General features: G+C 72.2%; 20 protein-coding genes and 1 tRNA gene. 9 read left to right on the top strand and 12 right to left on the bottom strand.

The annotated features are described in order from the left end of the window. The first annotated feature begins 125 nt into the window (after positions 1 to 125). Genes ALMP_RS03810 through ALMP_RS03800 form a run of 3 tightly spaced genes read left to right on the top strand, consistent with a single transcriptional unit; the run spans position 126 to position 4586 of the window. Positions 126 to 1292 (top strand): HpcH/HpaI aldolase/citrate lyase family protein, encoded by a 1167-nt coding sequence (locus ALMP_RS03810; RefSeq protein ID WP_264924609.1) that lies wholly within the window; start codon positions 126 to 128, stop codon positions 1290 to 1292. Positions 1293 to 1329: 37 nt separating this feature from the next. Further along, on the top strand, positions 1330 to 3777 hold the full coding sequence (locus tag ALMP_RS03805) for a phosphoribosyltransferase (RefSeq protein WP_264924608.1): 2448 nt from the start codon (positions 1330 to 1332) through the stop codon (positions 3775 to 3777). Continuing rightward, complete coding sequence (locus ALMP_RS03800) at positions 3777 to 4586, top strand: HAD family hydrolase (protein WP_264924607.1); 810 nt, start codon at positions 3777 to 3779, stop codon at positions 4584 to 4586. Before ALMP_RS03805 ends, ALMP_RS03800 begins: the two co-directional genes overlap by 1 nt. Positions 4587 to 4670: 84 nt before the next feature. Here the strand turns inward: ALMP_RS03800 and ALMP_RS03795 are convergent, their stop codons facing one another. Beyond that, positions 4671 to 4892: a zinc ribbon domain-containing protein gene (locus tag ALMP_RS03795; protein WP_264924606.1), complete on the bottom strand. Its 222-nt coding sequence runs from the start codon at positions 4890 to 4892 to the stop codon at positions 4671 to 4673. A 290-nt stretch (positions 4893 to 5182) separates the two neighbouring features. On the opposite strand from ALMP_RS03795, the gene ALMP_RS03790 reads away from it, so the two are divergent. The 3 genes from ALMP_RS03790 (at position 5183) to ALMP_RS03780 (ending at position 9958) form a co-directional block, all read left to right on the top strand. Next, on the top strand, positions 5183 to 7333 hold the full coding sequence (locus ALMP_RS03790; protein WP_264924678.1) for a transglycosylase domain-containing protein: 2151 nt from the start codon (positions 5183 to 5185) through the stop codon (positions 7331 to 7333). A 48-nt stretch (positions 7334 to 7381) separates the two neighbouring features. Further along, the gene (locus tag ALMP_RS03785; RefSeq protein ID WP_264924604.1) at positions 7382 to 8668 is read left to right on the top strand and encodes a hypothetical protein; all 1287 of its coding nucleotides are present in this window, start codon (positions 7382 to 7384) and stop codon (positions 8666 to 8668) included. Positions 8669 to 8782: 114 nt separating this feature from the next. Further along, positions 8783 to 9958, top strand: a complete 1176-nt coding sequence (locus ALMP_RS03780) for an amidase domain-containing protein (protein ID WP_264924603.1) — start codon at positions 8783 to 8785, stop codon at positions 9956 to 9958. Here ALMP_RS03780 and ALMP_RS03775 read toward each other — a convergent pair whose 3' ends face one another. Further along, complete coding sequence (locus tag ALMP_RS03775; RefSeq protein WP_264924601.1) at positions 9959 to 10510, bottom strand: DUF4383 domain-containing protein; 552 nt, start codon at positions 10508 to 10510, stop codon at positions 9959 to 9961. It lies immediately after the preceding gene. 91 nt (positions 10511 to 10601) lie between these two features. Then, positions 10602 to 11978 (bottom strand): hypothetical protein, encoded by a 1377-nt coding sequence (locus tag ALMP_RS03770; protein ID WP_264924600.1) that lies wholly within the window; start codon positions 11976 to 11978, stop codon positions 10602 to 10604. 173 nt (positions 11979 to 12151) lie between these two features. Here ALMP_RS03770 and ALMP_RS03765 point away from each other — a divergent pair. Next, positions 12152 to 12226, top strand: a tRNA-Val gene (locus ALMP_RS03765). A 54-nt stretch (positions 12227 to 12280) separates the two neighbouring features. Here ALMP_RS03765 and ALMP_RS03760 read toward each other — a convergent pair. The 3 genes from ALMP_RS03760 to ALMP_RS03750 form a co-directional block, all read right to left on the bottom strand. Then, on the bottom strand, positions 12281 to 12625 hold the full coding sequence (locus ALMP_RS03760) for a hypothetical protein (protein WP_264924598.1): 345 nt from the start codon (positions 12623 to 12625) through the stop codon (positions 12281 to 12283). A 249-nt stretch (positions 12626 to 12874) separates the two neighbouring features. Continuing rightward, positions 12875 to 13795, bottom strand: a complete 921-nt coding sequence (locus ALMP_RS03755) for an ADP-ribosylglycohydrolase family protein (RefSeq protein WP_264924597.1) — start codon at positions 13793 to 13795, stop codon at positions 12875 to 12877. 32 nt (positions 13796 to 13827) lie between these two features. Further along, a complete protein-coding gene (locus ALMP_RS03750) occupies positions 13828 to 14676 on the bottom strand; it encodes a serine hydrolase (RefSeq protein ID WP_264924596.1) in 849 nt (282 codons plus the stop codon). A 262-nt stretch (positions 14677 to 14938) separates the two neighbouring features. On the opposite strand from ALMP_RS03750, the gene ALMP_RS03745 reads away from it, so the two are divergent. Beyond that, the gene (locus ALMP_RS03745) at positions 14939 to 15460 is read left to right on the top strand and encodes a GNAT family N-acetyltransferase (RefSeq protein WP_264924595.1); all 522 of its coding nucleotides are present in this window, start codon (positions 14939 to 14941) and stop codon (positions 15458 to 15460) included. On the opposite strand, the gene ALMP_RS03740 is transcribed toward ALMP_RS03745, so the two are convergent. Then, positions 15450 to 16349: a ketopantoate reductase family protein gene (locus ALMP_RS03740; protein WP_264924594.1), complete on the bottom strand. Its 900-nt coding sequence runs from the start codon at positions 16347 to 16349 to the stop codon at positions 15450 to 15452. The two genes, ALMP_RS03745 and ALMP_RS03740, sit on opposite strands and share 11 nt — an antisense overlap. A gap of 123 nt (positions 16350 to 16472) precedes the next feature. Between ALMP_RS03740 and ALMP_RS03735 the strand changes: the two genes are divergently transcribed. Continuing rightward, positions 16473 to 16700 (top strand): DUF2277 domain-containing protein, encoded by a 228-nt coding sequence (locus ALMP_RS03735; RefSeq protein WP_264924593.1) that lies wholly within the window; start codon positions 16473 to 16475, stop codon positions 16698 to 16700. An 86-nt stretch (positions 16701 to 16786) separates the two neighbouring features. On the opposite strand, the gene ALMP_RS03730 is transcribed toward ALMP_RS03735, so the two are convergent. From ALMP_RS03730 to ALMP_RS03710, 5 genes are all read right to left on the bottom strand, one after another. Further along, positions 16787 to 17389 carry a DedA family protein gene (locus ALMP_RS03730; RefSeq protein WP_375803425.1) on the bottom strand — a complete coding sequence of 201 codons (603 nt, stop codon included), beginning with the start codon at positions 17387 to 17389 and terminating at the stop codon, positions 16787 to 16789. Positions 17390 to 17650: 261 nt separating this feature from the next. After that, on the bottom strand, positions 17651 to 18106 hold the full coding sequence (locus ALMP_RS03725) for a DoxX family protein (protein ID WP_264924591.1): 456 nt from the start codon (positions 18104 to 18106) through the stop codon (positions 17651 to 17653). A 98-nt stretch (positions 18107 to 18204) separates the two neighbouring features. Beyond that, the gene (locus tag ALMP_RS03720) at positions 18205 to 20127 is read right to left on the bottom strand and encodes an FAD/NAD(P)-binding protein (RefSeq protein ID WP_375803422.1); all 1923 of its coding nucleotides are present in this window, start codon (positions 20125 to 20127) and stop codon (positions 18205 to 18207) included. A 128-nt stretch (positions 20128 to 20255) separates the two neighbouring features. Then, on the bottom strand, positions 20256 to 21881 hold the full coding sequence (locus ALMP_RS03715; RefSeq protein ID WP_264924590.1) for an alkaline phosphatase D family protein: 1626 nt from the start codon (positions 21879 to 21881) through the stop codon (positions 20256 to 20258). A 76-nt stretch (positions 21882 to 21957) separates the two neighbouring features. Next, positions 21958 to 22611, bottom strand: coding sequence for an HNH endonuclease family protein (locus ALMP_RS03710; RefSeq protein ID WP_264924589.1), 654 nt, complete (start codon positions 22609 to 22611; stop codon positions 21958 to 21960). Between the last annotated feature and the right edge of the window lie 399 nt (positions 22612 to 23010).

Below are 23010 nucleotides of genomic sequence, written 5' to 3'. Positions count from 1 at the left end.
GCGGTTGTGCCGGTCCGCGTTACCTGAAGTTCATGCCCGGTGGGCACCCATGACATCGGTCTCTACGTACTATTACCGGCCACCTTGCCGAATCCATAGCCATCACTTGTGCCACGGGGGAATGTATGCGTCATTTCGGGCACCTCGCCCCTGAGGTGCGCCAGCGCCTCTTCCACCGGGAGCCGTGCGTGTTCGACGCGGACTCTCCCGCCCGGCTGCTCTCCGCGGCCCTGGGCGCCACCCTCTACAGCCCGGCCACCCGGCCCCGGCTGGCGGAGGACGTGCTGAAGCAGGCCGGGCGTGGCGTGGTGTCGATGGTGCTCTGCCTGGAGGACTCCATCGGTGACGAGGACGTGGCGCAGGGCGAGGAGAACCTGGTCCGCCAGTTCACCGACCTGGCCGGCCGCCCGGGCGCAGACGTGCCGCTGCTGTTCATCCGGGTCCGCACCCCCGAGCAGATCCCCGACCTGGTCCGGCGGCTGGGCCCGGCGGCGCGGCTGCTCAGCGGCTTCGTGTTCCCGAAGTTCACCGAGGAGCGCGGCATCCCCTTCCTGGAGGCGCTGGCCGGCGCCGAGGCGGCCAGCGGGCGGCGGCTGTTCGGCATGCCCGTGCTGGAGACGCCCGAGCTGATGTACCGGGAGTCGCGGGTGGACGCCCTGGAGGGCATCGCCCGCGCCGTGGAGAAGTACCGCAGCCGGGTCCTCGCGCTGCGCCTGGGCGTGACCGACTTCTGCTCCTCCTACGGGCTGCGCCGGGCCCCCGACATGACCGCCTACGACGTCCAGATCGTCGCCTCCGTCATCGCGGACGTGGTGAACATGCTGGGACGCGCCGACGGCAGCGGCTTCACGGTGACGGGACCGGTGTGGGAGTACTTCCGGGTCCCCGAGCGCATGTTCAAGCCGATGCTGCGGCACAGCCCCTTCCTGGAGGGACAGGCCGTCGAGCTGCGTGAGAAGCTGATTGAGCACGCGATGGACGGGCTGCTGCGCGAGATCTCCCTCGACCACGCCAACGGCCTGCTGGGCAAGACCTGCATCCACCCCTCGCACGTTCCGGCGGTGCACGCGCTGTCCGTCGTCAGTCACGAGGAGTACAGCGACGCGGCGGACATCCTGCGGCCGGAGCGCGGCGGCGGGGGAGTGCTGAGGTCGGCGTACACGAACAAGATGAACGAGGTGAAGCCGCACCGCGCCTGGGCCGAGCGGACCATGCTGCGCGCGGAGGTCTTCGGCGTGGCGCACGAGGACGTCAGTTTCGTCGACCTGCTGGCCGCGGGCATTCCCGGCTGAACCCACCTCACGACATCGCCTCACGACATAGGGACGCATGAACAACGCAGTGAACAACGGGGTCTGGTCCGGGAGCTGGGTCGCCGAGCGGCTCGGGGTCCGGCTCGTGGGCGACGACAGGCTGACGGACCTGCTGGGGCTGGCGCTGCGCCGCAACCCCAAGCGGGCGCACCTGCTCGTCTCCCACGTGCTGGGCAAGCACGTCCCGCAGTCGCCGTCCGTGGTGTACGGCCACGGCTTCGCCCTCGGCCGCCGGGTGCGCGAGCTGCTGGGCGAGCGGGCCGCCGACGCGGTCGTCCTCGGCTACGCGGAGACCGCCACCGGCCTCGGCCACTCCGTCGCGGACGGCGTCGGCCCGGTGCCCTATCTGCACTCCACCCGCCGCCCGGTGGTCGGCGTCGCCCCGGCGGGCGGCTTCGAGGAGTCGCACTCGCACGCCACGTCCCATCTGCTGCTGCCGGAGGACCCGGCGCTGCTGGTCGGCGACGGCCCGCTGGTCCTCGTCGACGACGAGTTCTCCACCGGCAACACGGTCATGAACACGATCCGGGATCTGCACGAGCGGTACCCGCGCCGACGGTACGTGGTCGTCGCCCTGGTCGACATGCGCTCCCCGGCGGACGCCGGCCGGCTGGAGAGGTTCGCGCGGGAGATCGACGCCAAGGTGGACCTGGTGGCGGCGGCCTCGGGCACCGTACGCCTGCCGGAGGGGGTGCTGGAGAAGGGGCAGGAGCTGGTCGCGCGGCACGAGTCCGCGGCCGGCCCGGTTCCGCCGCCTTACGGCCGTCTCACCCGCGTCGACCTGTGCTGGCCCCGCGGCCTGCCCGACGGCGGCCGCCACGGCTTCACGCCCGCGCACCGCGACCGGCTGGAGGCCGCGCTGCCCGCGATGGCCGCCCGCCTCGCCGAGGCGATACCCGAGGGCGCCCGGCGGGTGCTCGTGCTCGGCTGCGAGGAGCTGATGTACGCGCCGCTGCGGCTCGCCCGTGAGCTGGAGCAGGTGGCGCCGGACGCCGAGGTGCGCTTCTCCACCACCACCCGCTCGCCCGTCCTCGCGGTCGACGACCCCGGGTACGCCATACGCAGCCGAATCGTTTTCCCGGCGCACGACGACCCGGCCGACGGCCCCGGCGAGCGCTACGCCTACAACGTCGCGGGCGCCGGCTTCGACGCGGTCGTCGCCGTCGTCGACTCCACCGCCGACACGCCCGCCCTGCACGCCCCCGACGGTCTGCTCGCCCAACTCGCCGCGCACACCCCGCAGGTCGTCCTCGCGGTCGTCCCGTCGTACGTGCCCGAGCCGCCGTACGTCCCCGAAAGGCCCTCCATGCTGCCCGAGCCCCTCCGAGGCCCCGCCTTCTCCTCGTACGCCCCGCAGGAGGTCGGCTGGCTGCTCCAGGACCTCTCGGAGGTGACGCTGGAGGCGCCGACCGAGGAGCGCGAGGAGGCCATCCAGAGCGGCGGAGCGCACTACGCGGAGTCGCTGCCGGTGGAATACCAGCCCAGCGAGCAGTACCAGGAGCTGTTCCACACGGCTCTGGAGGCCTCCGCGGCGCGGCTGGCGCAGGCGGTGGGCGTGGTGACCGAGACCGTGATCGCCGAGCGGTCGCCCCGGCCCGTCCTGGTCTCCCTGGCCCGCGCCGGCACCCCGGTCGGCGTGCTCATGCGCCGCTGGGCCGAGCACCGGCACGGCCTCGACCTGGCGCACTACGCCGTCTCCATCGTGCGCGGCCGCGGCATCGACCCCAACGCGCTGCGCTGGCTGGCCGAGCACCACGACCCGCGGGACGTCGTCTTCGTCGACGGCTGGACCGGCAAGGGCGCGATCACCCGGGAACTGGCCGTGGCGATCGAGGAGTTCGAGGCGGCGGGCGGGGCGGCCGGCTTCGACCCGGAGATCGCGGTCCTCGCCGACCCCGGCTCCTGCGTGCGCACCTACGGCACCCGCGAGGACTTCCTCATCCCCTCCGCGTGCCTCAACTCCACGGTGTCGGGCCTGATCTCACGGACCGTCCTGCGCGCCGACCTGGTCGGCCCGGACGACTACCACGGGGCGAAGTTCTACCGGGAACTCGCCGGCGCGGACGTCTCGGGCGTGTTCCTGGACGCCGTCTCGGCCCGCTTCCCGGAGGTCACGGACGCGGTGGACGCGGCCGTCAAGGAGCTGCTCGCGAGTGACCGCACGCCGACCTGGGAAGGATGGGCAGCGGTGGAGCGCATCAGCGAGGAGTACGGCATCCATGACGTGAACCTCGTCAAGCCCGGCGTCGGCGAGACCACCCGGGTGCTGCTGCGCAGGGTGCCCTGGAAGATCCTGGCGCGGGCCGGGGCGGGCGCCGACCTGGACCACGTCCGGCTGCTCGCCGGGCAGAGAGGGGTACCGGTGGAGGAGGTCGGCGATCTGCCGTACACCTGTGTGGGGCTGATCCACCCTCAGTACACGCGCGGCGCGACCGGCGCCGACGGCAAGGCGGTGGCGGTCTGATGCCGGTGCTGGTGGCGAGCGACCTGGACCGTACGCTCATCTACTCGGCGGCGGCCCTGGCGCTGACCATGCCGGACGCGCGGGCGCCGAGGCTGCTGTGCGTGGAGGTGCACGAGAGCCGGCCCCTGTCGTACATGACGGAGACCGCGGCGCAGCTGCTGACCGACCTCGGGGACGCGGCGGTGTTCGTGCCGACGACCACCCGCACCCGCAAGCAGTACCTGCGGATCAATCTCCCGGGCCCGGCGCCGACGTACGCCATCACCGCGAACGGCGGGCATCTGCTGGTCGACGGCGTGTCCGACCCGGACTGGCACGCGGGCGTGACCGCGCGGCTGGCCGACGAGTGCGCGCCGCTCGCGGAGGTGCAGGCCCACCTGGCGGCCTACGCCGACCCGCTGTGGCTGCGCAAGCAGCGCATCGCCGAGGACCTGTTCGCCTACCTGGTCGTGGAGCGCGAGCTGCTGCCCGAGGAGTGGGTGAAGGAGCTGGCGGTCTGGGCGGAGAACCGCGGCTGGACCGTGTCGTTGCAGGGCCGCAAGATCTACGCCGTGCCCAAGCCGCTGACCAAGAGCGCCGCCGTGCGCGAGGTGGCCCGCCGCACCGGCGCCGAGCTGACCCTGGCGGCCGGTGACTCCCTGCTGGACGCCGACCTGCTGCTGGCCGGCGACCGGGGCTGGCGTCCCGGGCACGGCGAACTGGCCGAGGCCGCGTGGACGGCGCCGCAGGTCACCGCCCTGCCCGAGCGGGGCGTCCTGGCCGGTGAGCGCATCCTGCGCGAGTTCCTCAAGGGCGTCCGCCAGCCGTAGAGCCGGACGTGACGCGATGTGACATCGGACGCATTGCCGGGAAGCGGCGCCCGATGTGACGCCGCCCACCGGCCTGATGAGCCGTCAGCCGCAGCACCCTCCGCCGCAGCAGCCGCCCCCGCCCCCGCCCGACCTGGGCGCGGGTGCGGGGGCGTTCGCCGTGCCGCCGACAGCCACGGTGGACAGCAGTTTCACCGTGTCGTCATGGCCGGCGGGGCAGTCGGCGGGGGCGGAGGACTCCGCCATGGGGCGGCTCAGTTCGAAGGTGTCGCCGCAGGTCCGGCAGCGGTACTCGTAACGAGGCATGCCGACAGGTTAATCCGCATATGCGCTGCCGGGCACTCCCACTGTTTCGATGGTGTTGGCATCTGTCGAATTCTTATGTGGAGAAATTGCGAAGGGCGCTGGTAATTTGAGGGTGCCGCGATGAACCGCGAGGTCGGGGGGATTCAGGGTTTGCGGCCGCTTCGACGGCAACCATGTCAGACCCTCGTACGTCTGTACGTCTGCCTGCGCGAGCACCACATCAGAGCGGAGGGAGACGCATCGTGACCCAGGTGGGGCAGGGGGGGGAGCCCCAGGAGCCGGACGCCACCATGCAGTTGAAGGTCCCCGCCTCATTCCGGGCGGACGAGACCATGCAACTGCGGATACCCGAACAGGGCATACCCGACGGCACGGAAGAACATCGAATATCCGAGAAGCCCCGTACCTCGGGAAACCGACGCAAAGCACCCCGGCCCTCACTCCGCGCCCGGCTCGCGCCCCTGGCCGTCTTTCTCGCCCCGCTGCTCGCACGCCTCACGCCGTACGTCCGCCGGATGCGCCCGCAGTACCCTCGCCCCGGCCGTACCGGCTGGCGGCGCTGGGTGCCCTCCTGGCGGCAGTGGCTGGGCGGCGTCCTGGGGGGCCTCGGCCTGAGCACCATGTTCCTCGTCGTCGCCTACGCGGCCACCGACGTCCCGGACAACCTCAACACCTACGCCACCCAGCAGGACAACGTGTACTTCTGGGCGGACGGCACGCCCATGGCCCGCACCGGCTGGGTACAGCGGCAGGCGATGCCGCTGAAGGACATCCCCGAGGACGTCCGCTGGGCGGTGCTCGCCGCGGAGAACGCCAGCTTCTACAGCGACCCCGGCGTCTCCTTCAAGGGCATCACCCGCGCCCTGTTCCGCACCGTCGGCCAGGGCGACACCCAGGGCGGCTCCACCATCACCCAGCAGTACGTCAAGAACGTCTACCTGAACCAGAACCAGACGCTGCGCCGCAAGTTCACCGAGGCGATGATCGCCCTCAAGCTCGACAACCAGATGAGCAAGGACGACATCCTCGAGGGCTACCTGAACACCAGCTGGTTCGGCCGCGGCACCTACGGCATCCAGCGCGCCGCCCAGGCCTACTACGGCAAGGACGTCAGCCGGCTCAACGCCAGCGAGGCCGCCTTCCTCGCCGCCCTCCTCAAGGGCGCCGGCCTGTACGACCCGACCCTGAACAGCGCCAACCGCGCCCGGGCCGTGGAACGCTGGACCTGGACCCTCGACCGGATGGTCGACATCGGCAAGCTGTCCAAGGCCGAACGGGCCACCTACAGGACGTTCCCGGAGCCGCTCAAGAGCAACCCGCTGTACGACACCGGTGAGCAGAGCGACTACCTGGTCGAACTGGCCTCCCAGTACGCGAAGAAGGCCGCGAAGATCTCCGACAAGGACTTCGACCTCGGCGGCTACCAGATCTACACGACCTTCGACAAGAAGCGTGAGGAGCAGCTCACCGACGCCGTCACGAAAGCCCGTCAGAAGGCCCTGAAGGACGACCCGAAGGACGCGAAGGCCGCCCACTACGGCGCCGCCTCCGTGGCCGCCGACGGACGGATCCTCGCCGTCTACGGCGGCCCCGACCACCGTACGCAGGGCTACAACGAGTCCAACGCCACCACCGTCCCGGCCGGGTCGGCCTTCATGCCGTTCGTGTACGCGGCCGGTCTGGAGCACGGCGTGCACAAGACCCGTGACGGAGAGGCGGCCCCGGTCACCGGGGAGTCCCTCTACAACGGCGACGACGATGTGCCGGTGACCACCCCGGAGGGGCCGTACTGGGACCGCAGCGGCAAGAAGGTCTCCGCCAGCAACGACGGTGACAGGTCGTACGGTCCGATCTCGCTGCACCGGGCGATGGAGCTGTCGGTGAACACGCCGTTCATGCAGCTCGGCATGGACACCGGCCTGGCCAAGGTGCGCGCCACCGCCGTGGCGGCGGGCCTGCTGCCCTCCAGCATCGGCGCCCAGGTGCCCGCGCTGTCCCTGGGCAGCTCCACGCCCAGCGCCATCCGCATGGCCAGCGGCTACTCCACCTTCGCGGCGGCCGGCAAGCACACCGAGCCGTACTCGGTGCGCCGCATCACCCACAACGGCTCCAAGGTCGCCCTGGACCTGCCCGCCCCGCGCCGCGCGGTCGGTGCCGACGTGGCCGAGGAGGTCACCTCCGCGCTCACCGACGCCTTCCGCACCGCCCATCCCTCGGCCGCGCCGGCCGGTGCGGAGGTGGCCGGCAAGGCCGGAACAACCGAGGACGACACCGCGTCCTGGTACGTCGGCACGCACAAGTCGGTGTCCACGGCGGTCGTCGTCTACCGCATGGATCTGTCCAAGAGCCTCGAACCACTGCCGCTGAACGGCGTCGCCGGAACCGCCGACGACAGCGTCCCGTACGGCATCTGGTCCGGCGCCCTGAGCCCGCTCGGCTGACCACCGAACGGCATCGCATGTCCCCAACCCCTCGAGAATGAGCCATACATGAAGTCACCGTCGGGCCGCCGCCGCAAGGCCCGGGAGCCGCGCCGTCCCGCCGCCGCACATCCGGGGTTCCTGTCCCTGGCGGCGTTCCTCGTCGTCGCCTCCCTGATGGCGGGGTACCTGGTGCTGAGCCGCACGGACAACACCGAGCCGACCGCGTCCTCGGGGGACGGCAAGAAGGCCGCGGGGGCGAGAGCGACGCAGGAGCCGGAGTGGGACGGCGAGGTCAAGGTCCTGGGGGACGGCTCCACCTCGTACACCGGTCCGCAGAAGGGCACCTTCAAGCCCGTTCCGCTCAAGCCGGGTGAGAAGCCGCCCCAGTTCGTCGTCTTCTCCTGGGACGGCGCGCTGAGCGGCGACGACGAACTCTTCGCGCACTACCGGAAGATGTCGAAGAAGTACAACGCCCACATGACCTTCTTCCTCACGGGCATCTACCTGCTGCCCAAGAGCAAGAAGGACCTCTACTCCCCGCCCCAGCACCCCAAGGGCAGCTCGGCGATCAGCTTCCCCACCGACGAGCACATCCGCACCACGCTGGAGCAGCTCGGCAAGGCGTGGGAGGAGGGCCACGAGATCGGCACCCACTTCAACGGCCACTTCTGCGGCAAGAAGGGCGGCGGCGACTGGAGCGTCGAGGAGTGGAAGAGCGAGATCGACCAGTTCTACTCCTTCGCGGAGAACTGGAAGACCAACACCGGCTACACCGACATGGACCCGCTGCCCTTCGACTTCAAGAAGGAGGTCACCGGCGGCCGGGCGCCCTGCCTGGAGGGCCAGCCGAACCTGATCAAGGCGGCCAAGAGCTACGGCTGGCGCTACGACGCCTCCTCCCCGGGCGCCTTCCAGGTCTGGCCGGCGAAGAAGGACGGCCTGTGGGACTTCCCGCTCCAGGGACTGCCGTACGACGGCGGTGACATCCAGGCCCTGTCCATGGACTTCAACTTCCTCTACAACCAGACCGGCGGCGAGACCGACGGCGATCCGGCCAAGTACCCGCAGTGGCAGCAGGAGACCATCGACGCCTACATGGCGGGCTTCAACCGGGTGTACTACGGCAGCCGTGCCCCGCTGTTCATCGGCAACCACTTCGAGCAGTGGAACGGCGGCATCTACATGAACGCCGTGGACCACGTCATCGAGAACGTCTGCACCAAGAAGGACGTCAAGTGCGTGTCCTTCAGGGAGCTCGCGGACTGGATGGATGTGCAGAAGCCGGAGACGCTGGAGCGGTTGCGGACCCTGGACCCGGCGCAGTCGCCGGACTGGTCGACGGTCGTGCAATGACGTTCCCGTAACGGCCTCGGCGCAGGAACGCATCCCCCTTCACAACAGCCACACATGGCATGCGAAGATGCGCTACCCCGGCATCCCTCCGCCGGGGCAAGAGGGGAAACATCAGTGAAGTCAAGGAAATTGAGCCGTACGCGGCGTCGCGCCACCATACTCGGCGCGGCAGCCACCTCGGTCGTCGCCGGTGTGGCGCTGCTGCCCAACTGGAGCGCCGGCGCGGCGGTCGTCGACGACCCGACGGTGGACGCCAAGACCAAGGCCACCTTCCAGCGGCTGGCGGACGCGGTCTTCACCGACCGTACGGCCGCTCTTGTCGAGGGCGGGCAGGGCGACCGTGCGAAGCCGCTGACCGACGGCTTCGCCGGGGACGTCCGGCTGTCCTCGAAGCAGGCCCGCAGTGAGGACGCCGCCCTGTCCTCCCTGGACCAGCGCAAGGACCGGCTCGCGCAGCTCGGCGAGAAGTACAGCAAGGGCAGCACCACCGTCACCCTGAACGCCACCAGCGTGAAGGGCCGCAAGGCGGTCGTCGCGGTCACCGAGACCACGACCCTGACCTACGCCAAGGCCCGCGGCGACCAGCCGAAGACCACCGGCTTCCAGGCCCGGCACGAGCTGACGTTCACCGCCGACCGCACGGGCGACTGGCAGCTCACCGGGATCCGCGACACCGACGAGGGCCTCGCGGTGAACCAGACGGCCAAGCCGTCCGTCACGCCGATGGTCGGGAAGACCACCAGCACCACGCCCTCGGCGCCCAAGGCGTCGACCACCTTCCCGGGCCCGGCCAACGCGAAGAACTTCACCGCCAGCGGTCTGAACTACAACGCGATGGCCACGTACGCGAAGCAGTACTGGACCAACTACAACCCGGCCTACCCGAACTTCAACGGGCAGGGCGCGGGCGGCGACTGCACCAACTTCGTCAGCCAGGCGCTGAAGGCGGGCGGCTGGAAGCACGTCCCCGGGTACGTGTACGACTACACGAAGTGGTTCGGCAACGCCGACATCCAGTCGCACTCGTTCATCGGGGTCAACGAGTGGTCCTGGTTCGCCCAGAACTCCAAGCGGACGACCAGCCTCGCGAACGTCTACCAGATGGACGTCGGTGACGTGCTCCAGGTGGACTTCGACAAGGACGGCTCGAAGGACCACACCATGATCGTCACGTCCCGCAGCCGGGGCGTGCCGTACCTGACGTACCACTCCACCAACACCTACAGCAGGTCGGTGTCGAGCATCATCGCGTCGTACCCGAACGCGCTGTACTACGCCTACCGCACCTGATCAGCCCGGGAGTTCCTCCCGGCGCTCACGATCGCGGTCCCGCTCCTCGGCCAGGTCCGGGTGGCGGGCCCGCCAGTAGGGGTTGTCGTGCGGCAGGGCCGAACCGACCCTGCCGTACATCCCGAAGACCATCAGCAGGATGCCGATCACAAAGCTGAGCATGCAGTTCTGGATCTCGAAGGCCAGGAAGTTGTAGTCGGTCTCCAACAGGGCCATGTTCAGGAACCCGCTGAGGATGAACAGGCCGCCGAAGATCATGTTCAGGGTGGACGCGAAGTTCCTGCCGATCACCATGCCGACGAAGAGCAGCAGGCCGACGGCGATCGACAGCCAGCTGAGCGCGCCGTTGGTGTTGAGGCCCCAGACCTGGTCCCCGCCGGTGTCGAAGAAGCCGATCTTGTCGATGACACCGAAGATCCCGAAGACGAGCAGTCCGACGCCCATGAGGCCGGCGCCGATCCGGTAGACCAGGTTCAGGCGGTGGTCGACGGGAAGGTGGTCGTCGATCCTGATCCGCCGTCGGTGTTCGGTCCGCACTGAGTGGGTCGCCATCTCCGCCTCCCAGAGGTGAGACATGCCGGCGGAGGCCGTACGTACCTCTCAATATCCGCCCGCCGCGCGCCGGGGGCAACGGGGAGCGCCGTCAGTGGGCCGCCGCGCCGCGCTCCTCGCGGATCCGCGCGACGACCTCGGCCACCGTGTGGCGGACGGCTTCCGTCTCGGTCAGGAAGTGCCAGTAGTCGGGGTGGCGGTGTTCCAGGGTGGCGATCGCGCGTTCCAGGCGGGCCACCGAGTCGTCCAGCGGGCGGGCGTCCCGGGGATCGGGGGTGTTGCGGCCGGCCATGGCCAGCCGCTGGGCGTCCCGGATCGCGAACCTGGTCCGCTCGATCTCCTGCCCAGGGTCCTTCTGCACCGCGTTCAGCCTGGTCAGGCGGTCACCGGCGGCGGAGACGGCCTCGTCGGTGGTGTTCAGCAGGGCCCGTGCCGTGGACAGCAGCGCGGTGGCGTCCGGCCAGCGCTGGGCGTCCCGCGCGTCCCGCGCCTCGGCCAGCTTCGCCTCGGCCTGCCGTATGTGCTCCACGGCCTGGTCGGGGACGTGCTGGAGGTCCTGCCAGCAGGCCACCGTGAACCGCCGGCGCAGTTCGCTCAGCACCGGCTCGACCTGACCGGCCCGGGTGGTCAACGCCTGCGCCCGGGTGCGCAGCGACACCAGCCGGTGGTCGATCTCGGCGGCCCGCTCCGGCAGCCGCTCGGCCTCCGCCCGGACCGCCTCGGCCTCCCGGGAGACCCGCTCGGCACGCTCCAGGGTCTGCGGCACGCCGTGCTGCCCCGCGCCCTGGTTGAGTCTGGTCAGCTCCGGCGCGAGCGCCGCCAGCCGGGCCGCGAGGTCGTCCGCCCGCAGGCCCGTGTCGCGCACCGCGTCCAGCGCGTTCGACGCGGCCAGCAGTGCCTGCCGGGCCCGCTCCACGGCGGGCGCGAGCCGCGCCAGCTGGGTCTCGGCCTTCCCCAGCAGCGGTCCGAGACCGTCCGCGAAGCGGTCCAGCTCCTGCTTGACGCGGACCAGCTCGTCCTTGGCGCGGGTCAGTTCCGTACGCGCCCGCGTGGCGGCCGAGGCCTCCAGGTCGTCGCGGTCGAGGTCGTGGGCGTCGACCGCGTCGATGTACTGGTGGCTGACCTCGTCGATGCGCCGGCCGATCGCCTCGAAGTCGGTGACCGCGCGCCGGGCCGCCGGGGTGTCGTCGACCGCCGTGATCGTCTCGATGGAGATGCGCAGATCCCGCTGGGCGGTGTCCAGTTCGTAGAAGGCGGCCGCCGCCGCGTCCTTCGCCGCCTGTGCCTCGGCCCGCTGGCTCTCCGCCCGCCCCCCGAACCAGCGCCGGGTGCCGCCGCCGGCGAACGCGGCGGGCAGCGCCAGCACGGCGACGAGGGGAAGGGCGACGAGGGTGAGGGTGTCGCCGAGCACGCTCAGGCGTGCGCGCGGCACCAACGGCGAATACGGCTGCGCTGGTGTCGCCGTCACATCCCTCTCCCGTGCTGTGATCCGCCCTGCCGGTTCATTCTCCCACCGGTTAAGGACGAACACACGGGCCGGTCAGTTCACATTCCTGACGGCGACTTCGCCGCGGCCGGTCCGCGCGGGCCGACGGGTTTGCGGGGCAGTCCCCCGGGCAAGGTAGGCTGTCGACTCGTCCTGGGTGCGTAGCTCAGGGGTAGAGCGCCTGCCTTACAAGCAGGATGTCGGCGGTTCGAAACCGTCCGCGCCCACCAGGAGGAGCGAGAGGCCCCCGGAGAGTTCCGGGGGCCTCTCGCCGCTCGTGCCGGTCACTCCTCCTCGCCCCGCGGGTCCTCGTGGGCGTGCTTGAGGCGCATACGGGCCTCGACCCGGTCCTCCGCCGCGACCTCCGTCCAGAAGCGGTGGCAGGAGACGAACACCGCGAGCTCGTGCTCCCGTCGCCGGAGCTTCTCCACCTCGGCCTGTTCGTCCGCCGTCCAGCCGGGGGAGGCGGGGCGCTCCACCTTGCGCCAGCCGCCGTCGTCACTGAAACCGTCCAGCGGCTCGACCGACCAGGGCAGCCGCTTCAGCAGGGCCGACAGCTCGGCCCGGACCTGATGCAGCTCCTCCTGACCGGCGCGCAGGTCGCTGGGAAAGTCATAGGTCTTAGCCACGCCGCAATGCTACGCCTGTTCGAATTTAGGTGGCGAGTCGCCTCGGGTGGTTCATGTGTTCGGATGAGGGGGTGTTGTGCGGGAGTGGCCCCGCCGGCGCTCGCCGTCGTGACCTTTGCGTTCGACCCGCCTCCCGCGCGCGTACGGCAGGCGCCGCTGAGGCGGACCTCGTGACCTCCGTGTCGCTCCCGCGCGCGTGCGGCCCGCCGCCACCGACCGGTTCGAGCCGTCCGAGGCCTCCGGACGAGGCTAAGGGCGGGGTCCGGCCGTCCAGCGGCTCCACGCGGGGACGGGCTCGCACGCCCGGCGCCAGTCGTCCGGGACGCCCGACGTGCCCGTGCGGGCCGCGACGACGCCTCCCGCGATGGCGCAGGTGGTGTCCCGGTCGCCCCACCCGCCGACGGTCCACCACAGCGCCTCGCACAGGTCGTCCGGCTGCCCGGCGGCGCACCACAGCGCGAACGGCACCGTGTCCACGGCCGAGATCAGCGTCCCCGAGCCCAGCACGGACGCCGCGTGCCGCACCGAGGTGCGCTCGGGGAAACCGGCGGCGACCAGCAGCCGTGAGCGGACGTCGCCGTCCGGCACACGCGCGGCGACCTCCCGCAGGAACGCGGACCGCCCGGGCGCCTCCCGGCCCGCGCCCCGGGCCGCCAGCGCGGCGGCCACCGCCACGGCCACCGCCCCCGCGACGGCCTCCGGGTGGGCGTGGGTGGTCAGCGCGGACAGCCGCGCCTGCGCGACGACCGCCGCGAGGTCGTCCCGGAACCACGCGCCCAGCGGGGCGACCCGCATCGCGGCGCCGTTGCCGTGCGAGCCCTGCCCGCCGAACTGCCCCGTCGTCACCGCCCGCCAGTCCTCGCCGGCGCCGATGCGGCGCAGCACGCGGTGCATGGACGGGCCGTACTGGCGGCCCGGGTCACGTGCGTACTCGGCGGCGAACTCGCCCGCCAGGAGATCGGGCCGGACCTCGCCGTGCGCCGTCAGATGCGCGAACAGCACGCACGCCATGGCCGAGTCGTCCGTCCAGGGCCACGGCCCGGGACGAAGCCGCCGTGCCGCCCACAGCCCCTCGGCGTCCTCGTCGGACCGGGTGAACCAGCTGTCCCCGAAGGCGTCCCCGAGCACGAGACCCTCCAGGGCGGCGCGGGCGTGCGGCGGGCCGGCCATGGCGGGCTCCTCGGGAGGCGGCGGGCGAAGGGTCACGGGGCGGTCCGGCTCCGCTTCAGGGTGTCGACGCCCGCGCGGTCCGTCTCCGCCGGGCGCGCGTTGAGGCGGTGGATCAGGACCCAGCGGCCGTCGTCCGTCGCCCCGCCGAAGAGGGAGGCGTCGCGGGTGGCGCCGTTGTGCCAGTGCAGGACGCCCGACCGCTGCCAGCTCGGCGCGGGGTCCCCGAAACGGCGCTCCACCAGGAGCCTTACGACGAGGTCGGCGGCCGCGCGCGGGGTGGCCCACAGGCCTCCCGCGGGGAGGATCGCGCCGTCCATGGTCCACGGCCTGCGGGTCCGGCCGAAGAGCCCGGGGGCCGTCAGACGCCGCTCCGGGTCGGGGCGGGCGGTGACCTCCGTGATGTTCAGCGGGCGCAGGACGTGCTCGGCGGCCAGCTCCTCGTAGCCGGCGCCGCCCGCGGCGGTCAGGGCCTCCCCGAGCAGGGCGTAGCCGAAGTTGGAGTACTCCTCCTCCTGACCGGGCGGGCGGGTGGCGAGGGTGTCGAGCCGGGGCAGCAGCCCGTGCAGCGCCGGCCGGTCGAACGCCGCGTACGGGTCCCGGTGCCCGACGCCGGGTGGCAGGCGGGGCAGCCCGGAGGTGTGGCGGGCCAGGTGCAGCAGCGTGATGCCGGTGGGCGGGGCGTCGGGCAGCCATCGTTCGAGCGGGTCGTCGAGGGACAGCGCCCCGGCCGCGGCCAGGCGGGTCAGCAGCGTGCCGGTGACGACCTTGGTGAGCGAGCCGATCTCGACGAACCGGTCCACGGCGTGTCCGTCGCGCACGCTGGGCGCGGCCGCGTCGCTCAGGACGCAGGCGGGGACACGACGGGTGAGGAATCCGGTCATACGGTCAGCAGCTCCAACAGGCGGCGCCACGCGGGCGGGACGGAGACGACATCGGCGTCGAGGAGAGCGCGGGCGCCCAACCGGCCGCAGCCGCTGCGGAGTTCCGCGCCACCCCCCGGTGCCGTGGTGATCGTACTTTGGCGGGTCGTGGCGGGGGTGCGGCGCGTGCCGGGCACTCGTGTCGGGCCCCGCGCCGGGGCCTGACGCTGCGTCGGGGCCGTGGGCGCGGGGCGTTGTCAGACCCGTGTCCTACGGTGGCGGCATGGACCTCACAGATGTGCGGCAGGTGCGGCTGGTGCCCTGGTCGGAGGGCGACTTCTGGCTGCTGCGGCGGACGAACAGCCCTGAGATGACCGAGCACCTCGGCGGGCCGGAGAGCGAGGAGAAACTCGTCGAGCGGCACCGGCGGTACGTCACACCGGAGAACGGACGCATGTACCGGGTGGTGCTCGCGGACGGCGGGGAGACCGTCGGGTCGATCGGCTACTGGGAGCGGGAGTGGCGGGGCGACACGGTGTGGGAGACCGGCTGGGGTGTCCTGCCCGAGTTCCAGGGCCGGGGGCTCGCCGTGCGGGCCGCCCGCGCGCTCGTCGAGGTGGTACGGCACGCCGGCGGCCACCCGGCCCTGCACGCGTTCCCCGGCGTGGACCATGCCGCGTCCAACGGGGTGTGCCGCAAGGCCGGGTTCACCCTGCTCGGACAGGCCGACTTCGAGTACCCGAAGGGCCACTGGATCAGATCCAACGACTGGTACGTCGACCTGCGCGCCCCGGTCAGCGCGTAGCGTCCGCCAGCTCCCGCACCACGCGCGCCGCCACCGGCACCGGGACACCGTGCCGTTCGGCCGCGCGCAGCAACGCCCCGCCGATCGCGTCGAGTTCCAGGGGCCGGCCGGCCTCGGCGTCACGCTGCATGGAGGATTTGGTGGCGGGCGGGAAGGCGTCGTACCGGGCCAGTGCCCGCGCCGGGTCGGCGGGGGCGCCGCAGGCCTGGCTGACGGCGGCCGTCTCCGCCACCAGCGCGGCCAGCTCGTCGCGGTGACGGGTGCGGACCTCGCCCAGGGGGAGGGCGTAGCGGGTGGTGAGGAGGGCGAAGGGGGCGAGGAAGGCCATCTTCGCCCAGAGCGCGGCCGTCTCGTCCGGCAGGACGCGGGTGGCGGGGCCGGCGGCCGTCAGCGCCTGCGCGAGCGCGTCGAGGCGGGGGCGGGGGACCTGGTCGCCGGTGAGGTCGATCTCCGCGAAGGGGCTGGCGTGTTCGATCACTCCGGGGGCGACGCGGGTCGACTCGACGCGGATGACGCCCGGAGCGATCCGGTCCGGGCGATGGACGGCGCGCAGGGTCGCCGGGTGCTCGACGCCGTTCAGGAACGGCACGAGCAGGGCGTCGCCCAGGGACTCGGCGGGCAGGCGGGACAGCGCGGCGTCGAGGGCCGTGTGCTTGACGGTGATCAGGACGGCGTCGACGGGCGTGCGCAGGGTCGTGTCCGCGTCGACCTCGGCCGTGAAGTCGCCGAAGTGCCCGCTGCGGACCTCGATGCCCCGGGTGCGCAGGGTCGCCGCCGTGTCGTCGCCGGCCAGGCAGGTCACCCGGTGACCGGCACGGGACAGCAGCGCGGCGAGCAGCCCGCCGACCCCGCCGGGGCCCAGCACGGCCACGCTGAGTTCGTTCGCCATGGTGGTCACGTTCCTCTCGTCGGTCGGCCCCGTGGTGGTGGCCGCCTGGAGATGATCATGACAGGGGGGTTGGGGTGGGGGAAAGGGGCGACGCGAAGGCACTCACGGGGTGAGACTGGGGGCATGTGCCGGAGCATCAAGACCTTGCGTCCACCCGTGCTGGCCGAGGAGGCCACGGAGGAGGAGATCCGGGCCGCGGCCCTTCAGTACGTGCGGAAGGTGTCCGGATTCCGGGCCCCGGCCGCGCACAACCGGGAGGTCTTCGACCGCGCGGTGGACGCCATCACGGAAGCGACCGCGGAGCTGCTGGGCGGACTGGAGGTACGAGGACAGACGGCGAGAAGCGCTTAACGGGGGGCGCCCGCAGCCGCTGCCTGAAAGACCTGGAAGAGCGACTCGGCCCGGTGCCCGGAGTCGACGTCGGGGAGAAGGCCCGGTCAGGCCGGCCGGCGGCGCATCACGTACGCCGCGCCCGCGCCCGCGCCGAACAGCGCCAGCACCGACACGCCCGTCGCCAGCCAGGTGGTGCCCAGCCAGTGGGCGCCGAAGTAGCCGAGGGCGACGCTGTAGGCGGCCCAGGACAGGCCGGCCAGGGCGGACCAGGGCAGGAAGTCGCGGGCGCGGCGGTGGGCGGCACCGGCGATGAGGGAGACCACCGAGCGGCCGGCGGGGGCGAAGCGGGCCAGGACGACCAGCGCGCCGCCACCCTGGGCGAGCGCACCGCCGAGACGTTCCTGCGCGGTGGTGAGGCGGCGGGAGCGGGATATCGCGCGGTCCAGGCGCTCCCCGCCGCGCCAGGCCAGCCGGTAGGCCGCCAGGTCGCCGAGCACGGAGGCGGTGGCGGCGGACAGGATCAGGGCCAGGATGTCCGGCACGTCGTGCGGAACCCGGCCGGTCGCCGAGCCCGCGGCCGCCGCCGTCGCCGCCGTGATGACGAGCACACCGCTCGGCAGCACCGGCAGGAACACGTCGAGCAGCACCGACAGGGCTATCAGGGCGTAGATCCACGGGGCGCCCAATAGCAGCGCCCACGCCCCCATGTTCTCGAACACCGCTGAACTCCCCGTCGTCTCCCCCGTGCGGCCGTACGCGTGCCGCGTGTCGCGGGGGAGCGGCAGGTGCGGCCAATGACAGCCATACAGCGTACGCCGAGGGTGTGACAGCGGATTCACTGGGGGCTCGTGTGTTCGGCACAGCACGTTCACCGGAGCGCCCCCACGAGCACCGCGCCCGCCCGGCAAGCGCCGAGGCGTCCTTCCCACGCCGCGTGGAAAGGACGCCCCGACGTCGATGACGTGCCGTCAGGCGGTGACCGTCGCCTGCTGCGCCGCGGGCTCCCGCCCGCGCGTGGCGCGCTTGGCGACCAACCGGTCCAGGCCGAGGGCGCCGGAGCCGGTGAAGATCAGCAGCAGGAAGGCCCAGCAGAACATCGCGGAGGCCTCGCCGCCGTTCTCCATGGGCCACAGCGCCTCCGGCTGGTGGACCTTGAAGTACGCGTACGCCATGGAGCCCGAGGCGAGGAACGCGGCGGCGCGGGTGCCGAGGCCGAGCAGCACCAGGCTGCCGCAGACCAGCTGGATCACGGCCGCGTACCAGCCCGGCCAGGTCCCGGCGTCGACGGTGCCGCCGTTCGTGCCGACGGCGCCGCCGAGGACGCCGAAGAGCGAGGCGGCTCCGTGGCAGGCGAAGAGCAGGCCGACGACGATGCGGTATAAGCCGATCGCGTAGGGCTGGGCAGTGTCGAGACGAGCGGACATGTGGGGGGTGACTCCTTCGGTGTCGGTCGGAGGACCGGCCGGGGACGGGCCGGCCGCTGAAGTGGCGGTACCGAGTGAGCGACCCACGCTAGGTGTGCCTAATCGATGCTTACAAGTTCAACTTTTGGCCACTGCTTGGCCTCCGCTTGGCTCTCCCTTTCCGTCACTGTTGCACGTAGAACGGCTCGCGCCACCGCGTCCGCGTCCGAGAGCGTGACCGAATCCACCCCTGGACGGGCTCCTGCCGCGGTCACCCAGTGGACGCCTTCCGTCGGAACTCCGAAGGCGAATCTCCTTATGTGAGACTCTCCTTGACGGTTTATCAGATAGTAAGGCCGTGGAGTGACGTCCAGTCCTCCGGTGACGTAGCCGTCGACCGTGTGGGGCCGGCACTGACCGGACCGCATAAGCCGGGCGAGCAGCGGGTCGGCGGTGCGGCGCAGGTCCGGTTCCGGGAGCCGGGCCTCTATGAGGGTGGTCACTCGCACCGCCGACCCGGGGACGTCCGGTGAGTGCGCCCGCCAGGCCCCGTCCTCCGCGCGCACCTCCAGCCGGGGACCGAGCACCTCCACCACCCCCGCCTCCATCAGCGCGGCCAGCTCCTCGATGCGCCGGCGCGGCGGACCGATCGACAGGAAGGCGTTGAGCGGGGTGTACCAGCGGTCGAGGTGGTCCCGGCGGGAGGCGCCGGGCAGGCCGCCGTGGTCGACGACCAGCCGCAGCTCGTTGCGCAGGTCCCGCAGCACGTCCAGGGCCGCCTTGAGGGGGCCGCGCACATTGCCCCGGGCGGCCTCCTCGGCGTCCCGCCGCAGATACGCCACCAGCCACCGGCGCCACTGTCCCGGACCGGTGAACTCCCGTCCCTCGTACGGCCGGGAGAGCCGCGCCCAGCTCCAGCGGTCGGCCTCGGGCACCCCGAACGCGTCGAGGACCCGCGCCTCCCCGGGATCGCCGTGCGGGACGGCGAGGAAGTGCTCGGCGAACTCCGGCCGCCGTACCAGGGCCGCGTAGTACACCGTCTCCACCTCCTTCGCCACCAACGGCCATATCTCCGCCAGGAAGTCGGGCGCGTCCCCGGAGTCCGCGCGCTTGCGGAAGCCGGAGACCACCTCCGGGGTGAGCACCAGCGGGATGTGCCGGCCGTAGGGCCCCTTGGCGTTGTCGCCGCGCGCCTGGTACGGGACACCGCGCCGGGAGCCCGCGTACAGGCGCGGCTCGCACCCGGAGGGCACATAGCGCAGACCGCCCGCGCCGGCGGGGAGGAAGCGGCCGCCGCGACCGGTCGTCAGCAGGGCCATGTGGTCGAAGAAGTTCAGGCCCAGGCCACGCAGCAGAACCGGTTCGCCGGGGGCGAGGGCGGAGAGGTCGACGTCGGCCGGGTTGGCGGGCGGGACATGGCGCAGGCCGTACCGCTCGGCGTGGGCGGCGTGGCGCCGTTGCTCCGGGTCGGCCACCACCGGCAGATGGCCCTGGGCGAGCACCACGGCGGCCAGCCCGGACAGGACCCGGCCGTCGTCCAGGGTGAGCACCTGGCGGCCGTCGGCGCCGTCGTCGAGCCCGACCGCGCGGGCCGTGTGCGTCTGCACCCGCACCGAGGGCGGCGCCTCGCGCACCGTGCGCGCGAACACCCACTCCAGATAACGGCCGTAGTGGGCGCGGGTCGGGTACTCGTCCGGGCCCAGCTCACCGCCCGCCCACTCGTGCAGGCTGGGGCCGGGCCGGATCGGGCCCGCGCAGTCCACGCTGTCGTCGGTGAACAGCGTCACCTGCGAGGCCACCGTGTTCATCAGCAGCTCCGGCGACTGCCGCGTACGCCACACCCGGCCCGGCCCCGGCGGATCCGGGTCGACCACATGGACCGTCAGCCGCACCCCCGGCGGCAGCAGTTCCGGCGCGGAGGCGCAGAGGCGTTCCAGGACGCTGGTGCCGCGCGGTCCCGCGCCGACGACGGCTACGGCGACGGCCGGTGCCGTTCGTGGGCTCTCCGAAGGCGACGCCGATTCCGCATTCACTGAGGACAAGGGGGTGACTCCCGGGCGTGTGGGGCGCGATGGAGCGAACCGCCCACGGGAAGCGGACGGTCCGCCTCATCATGCCTCCGGGCACCACAGAAGCCAACGCGGACCCCACTGGCCACAGTTGTCCCGCATCAGGGGGCCAAGTCGGACTCCTCCACGGTTGTCAGCCCGCCGCCCGCCCGTGCCTTCTCCAGCCGCAGCCGGGCCGAACGCCCGCGCAGCGTCAGCGTCATGAGCTGGTTGCCGAACCAGGGGCCGCCGTCCTTGCGCCAGCGCACGGGCGGCGGCGGGCAGCCTCCGTGCCGGGCCACCCGCCGGCCGAGCGCGCGGGCCACCGCGCTCCAGCCGAAGCGGAAGCCCACCCGGATCGACAGCGGGACGGAGTTGTGCACGGGCGAGCAGGTGAGCTGGAACACGCGCGCGTCGGGGCCGCCGTCGGGCCAGTGGGACTCGGCCACGTACGCGTGGTGCACGTCCCCGGAGAGCACGAGGACCGTCGCCGGCGCCTCGGGGCCCGAGCCCACCTCGGCGAACAGGTCCGCCAGCGCCGCGAAGGAGGAGGGGAACGCCGACCAGTGCTCCAGGTCCGCCGTCTGCCGCAGCCGCTCACCGAACCGCGCCCAGCGCGTGCCCCGGTCGCCCCGGCACACGGCGGAACTCCACGCCTCCACGTCGTGCACCAGGTGCGGCAGCAGCCAGGGCAGGGAGGTGCCGACCAGAAGGTGGTCGTAGGATCCGGGCCCGTCCAGCGCCTGCTCCCGCAGCCAGTGCGCCTCGCCCGGGTCGAGCATCGAGCGCGTGTCCTCCTGGAGCACCCGCGCGGCCCGGGAGTCCACCATCAGCAGCCGTACCCGCCCGAAGTCGCGCCGGTAGCTCCAGCGCACGGAGGCGGGGTCGGCGTCGGCTCGGCAGGCGAAGTCCCGCAGCGCGTCGGTGCCGTCGGTGGCCTCGCGCACGGCGGTGTAGAGCGGGTCGGCGGCCAGTTCGGCGGGGGAGAGGTTGCCCAGGTGCTGGTGGACCCAGTACGACATCAGCCCGCTCAGCACCCGCTCGCGCCACCAGTCGGTGGCCCGCATCTTCGCCAGCCAGGCGGCGGAGGTGTTCCAGTCGTCGATGACGTCGTGGTCGTCGAAGATCATGCAGGTGGGCACGGTGGACAGCAGCCAGCGCACCGCGGGGTCGAGCCAGGACTCGTAGTAGAGCCAGGTGTACTCCTCGTAGTCGGCCACCTCCGCGCCCGGCGGATCGTCGAGGTCGCGGCGGGCCGCGAGACGGTCGCGGGTCGCGTCGGAGACCTCGTCGGCGTAGACCTGGTCGCCGAGCAGCAGCAGGACGTCGGGCCCCTCGCGGCGGGGGTCGGCGGCCACGCGCGTGGCCAGGCTGTCCAGGGCGTCGGGGCCCACCGGGTCGCGCGCGTCGGCCGGGGGAGCCGCCCACCGGCAGGAGCCGAAGGCCACCCGCACGCCGTCGCCGTCGGCCGGGGTGCGGATGACCGAGGCCGGGAAACGGGAGTCGGGCAGCGGCCACACGCGCGTGCTGTCGAGGAACACCTCGTACGGCGTCGCCGTGCCCGGCGTCAGGCCGGTCACCGGGACCAGGGCGTAGTGGTGGCCGGCCACCTGGAAGGTGCGGGTGGTGCCGCCGGAGCCGTCCGCGCAGCGCACCTCGGCGACGCACGGACGGCTCGTCTCCATCCAGACGGTCGCGGACGAGCCGTCGGCGTATCTCAGCAGGGGTCCCAGCCGTAGTCCGACCACGTGATCGCCTCCTCCGTCGCCCCGTACCGTACGGAACGACGGAGGCCGGCGGGGGGATTCCGCGCGGAATTCAGGTTCAGCAGCTCGCGAGGTAGCTGGTGAGCGCGCTCTTCTCGGCGGAGTCCACCGAGAGGCCGTAGTAGTACTTCACCTGCACCCAGGCGCGGACGTAGGTGCAGCGGTAGGCGGTGCGGGACGGCATCCAGGTGGCGGGGTCCTGGTCGCCCTTGGCCTGGTTGACGTTGTCGGTGACGGCGATGAGCTGCGGGCGGGTCAGGTCGTTGGCGAAGGCCTGGCGGCGGGAGGTGGTCCAGCTGTCGGCGCCGGAGTCCCAGGCCTCGGCGAGCGGCACCAGGTGGTCGATGTCGACGTCGGAGGCGGCGGTCCAGGTGGCGCCGTCGTAGGGGGAGTACCAGCTGCCGCTGGTGGCGGCGCAGGCGGAGTCCTGGACGACGTTCGTGCCGTCGCGCTCGAGGACGACCTCGCGGGTGTTGCAGGTGCCGGACTGGGTGATCCAGTGCGGGAAGAGATCGCGGTTGTAGCCGGTGCGGTCCTCGGTCGCGACGGTGAGCGAGGCGAGGTAGGTGCGGGCGGTGGTGGCGCTGACCGGGGTGGGGAGGGCGGCCGAGGCGGTCGGGGAGTTGAAGAGTGCCACGGAGGCCATGAGCCCGGTGAGCGCCGCGAGTATGCTGACCCGTCGACGCGCGTAGAACTTCGACGTGTGGGACATGCGAGCTCCCTTTGGGGAAGTGGGGCGTTGCGGTGGCGAGCGTGGGAATGCTCGCGGTGCCGCGTTGCGGGGAGGTGTGCGCGCGGTAAGAAGTTAATGGCGCGTACATGACACAACAAGACGCGAGGCCTGACTTTCGGTTCTCACGGGTCCGGTGTGACCGTCACGTAACATGGACGGCGCAGAAGGGGAGTAGCTCTTCGCCGGACCGTCGACACACTGCTCAGCCCGTCCTCGCGACAGCCGAGCCGGCGCCCGGAGGCAGGCCCGCTCAGGGGCCGGCCAGCGAGACCTTCGGCAAGCAGTGCACATCCGTGCCGTACGGCACGGATGACGTGTGCTGCCGTGCCGAGGCGTCCTGCGCGAAGGAAAGCAGCACTCTCGGTGGGGCGGCCCCGA

The organism is Streptomyces sp. A012304 (assembly GCF_026008495.1).
Lineage (GTDB): Bacteria > Actinomycetota > Actinomycetes > Streptomycetales > Streptomycetaceae > Streptomyces.
Note: the sequence above shows the minus strand (reverse complement) of the source record. Positions and strands in the feature narration are given on the sequence as shown.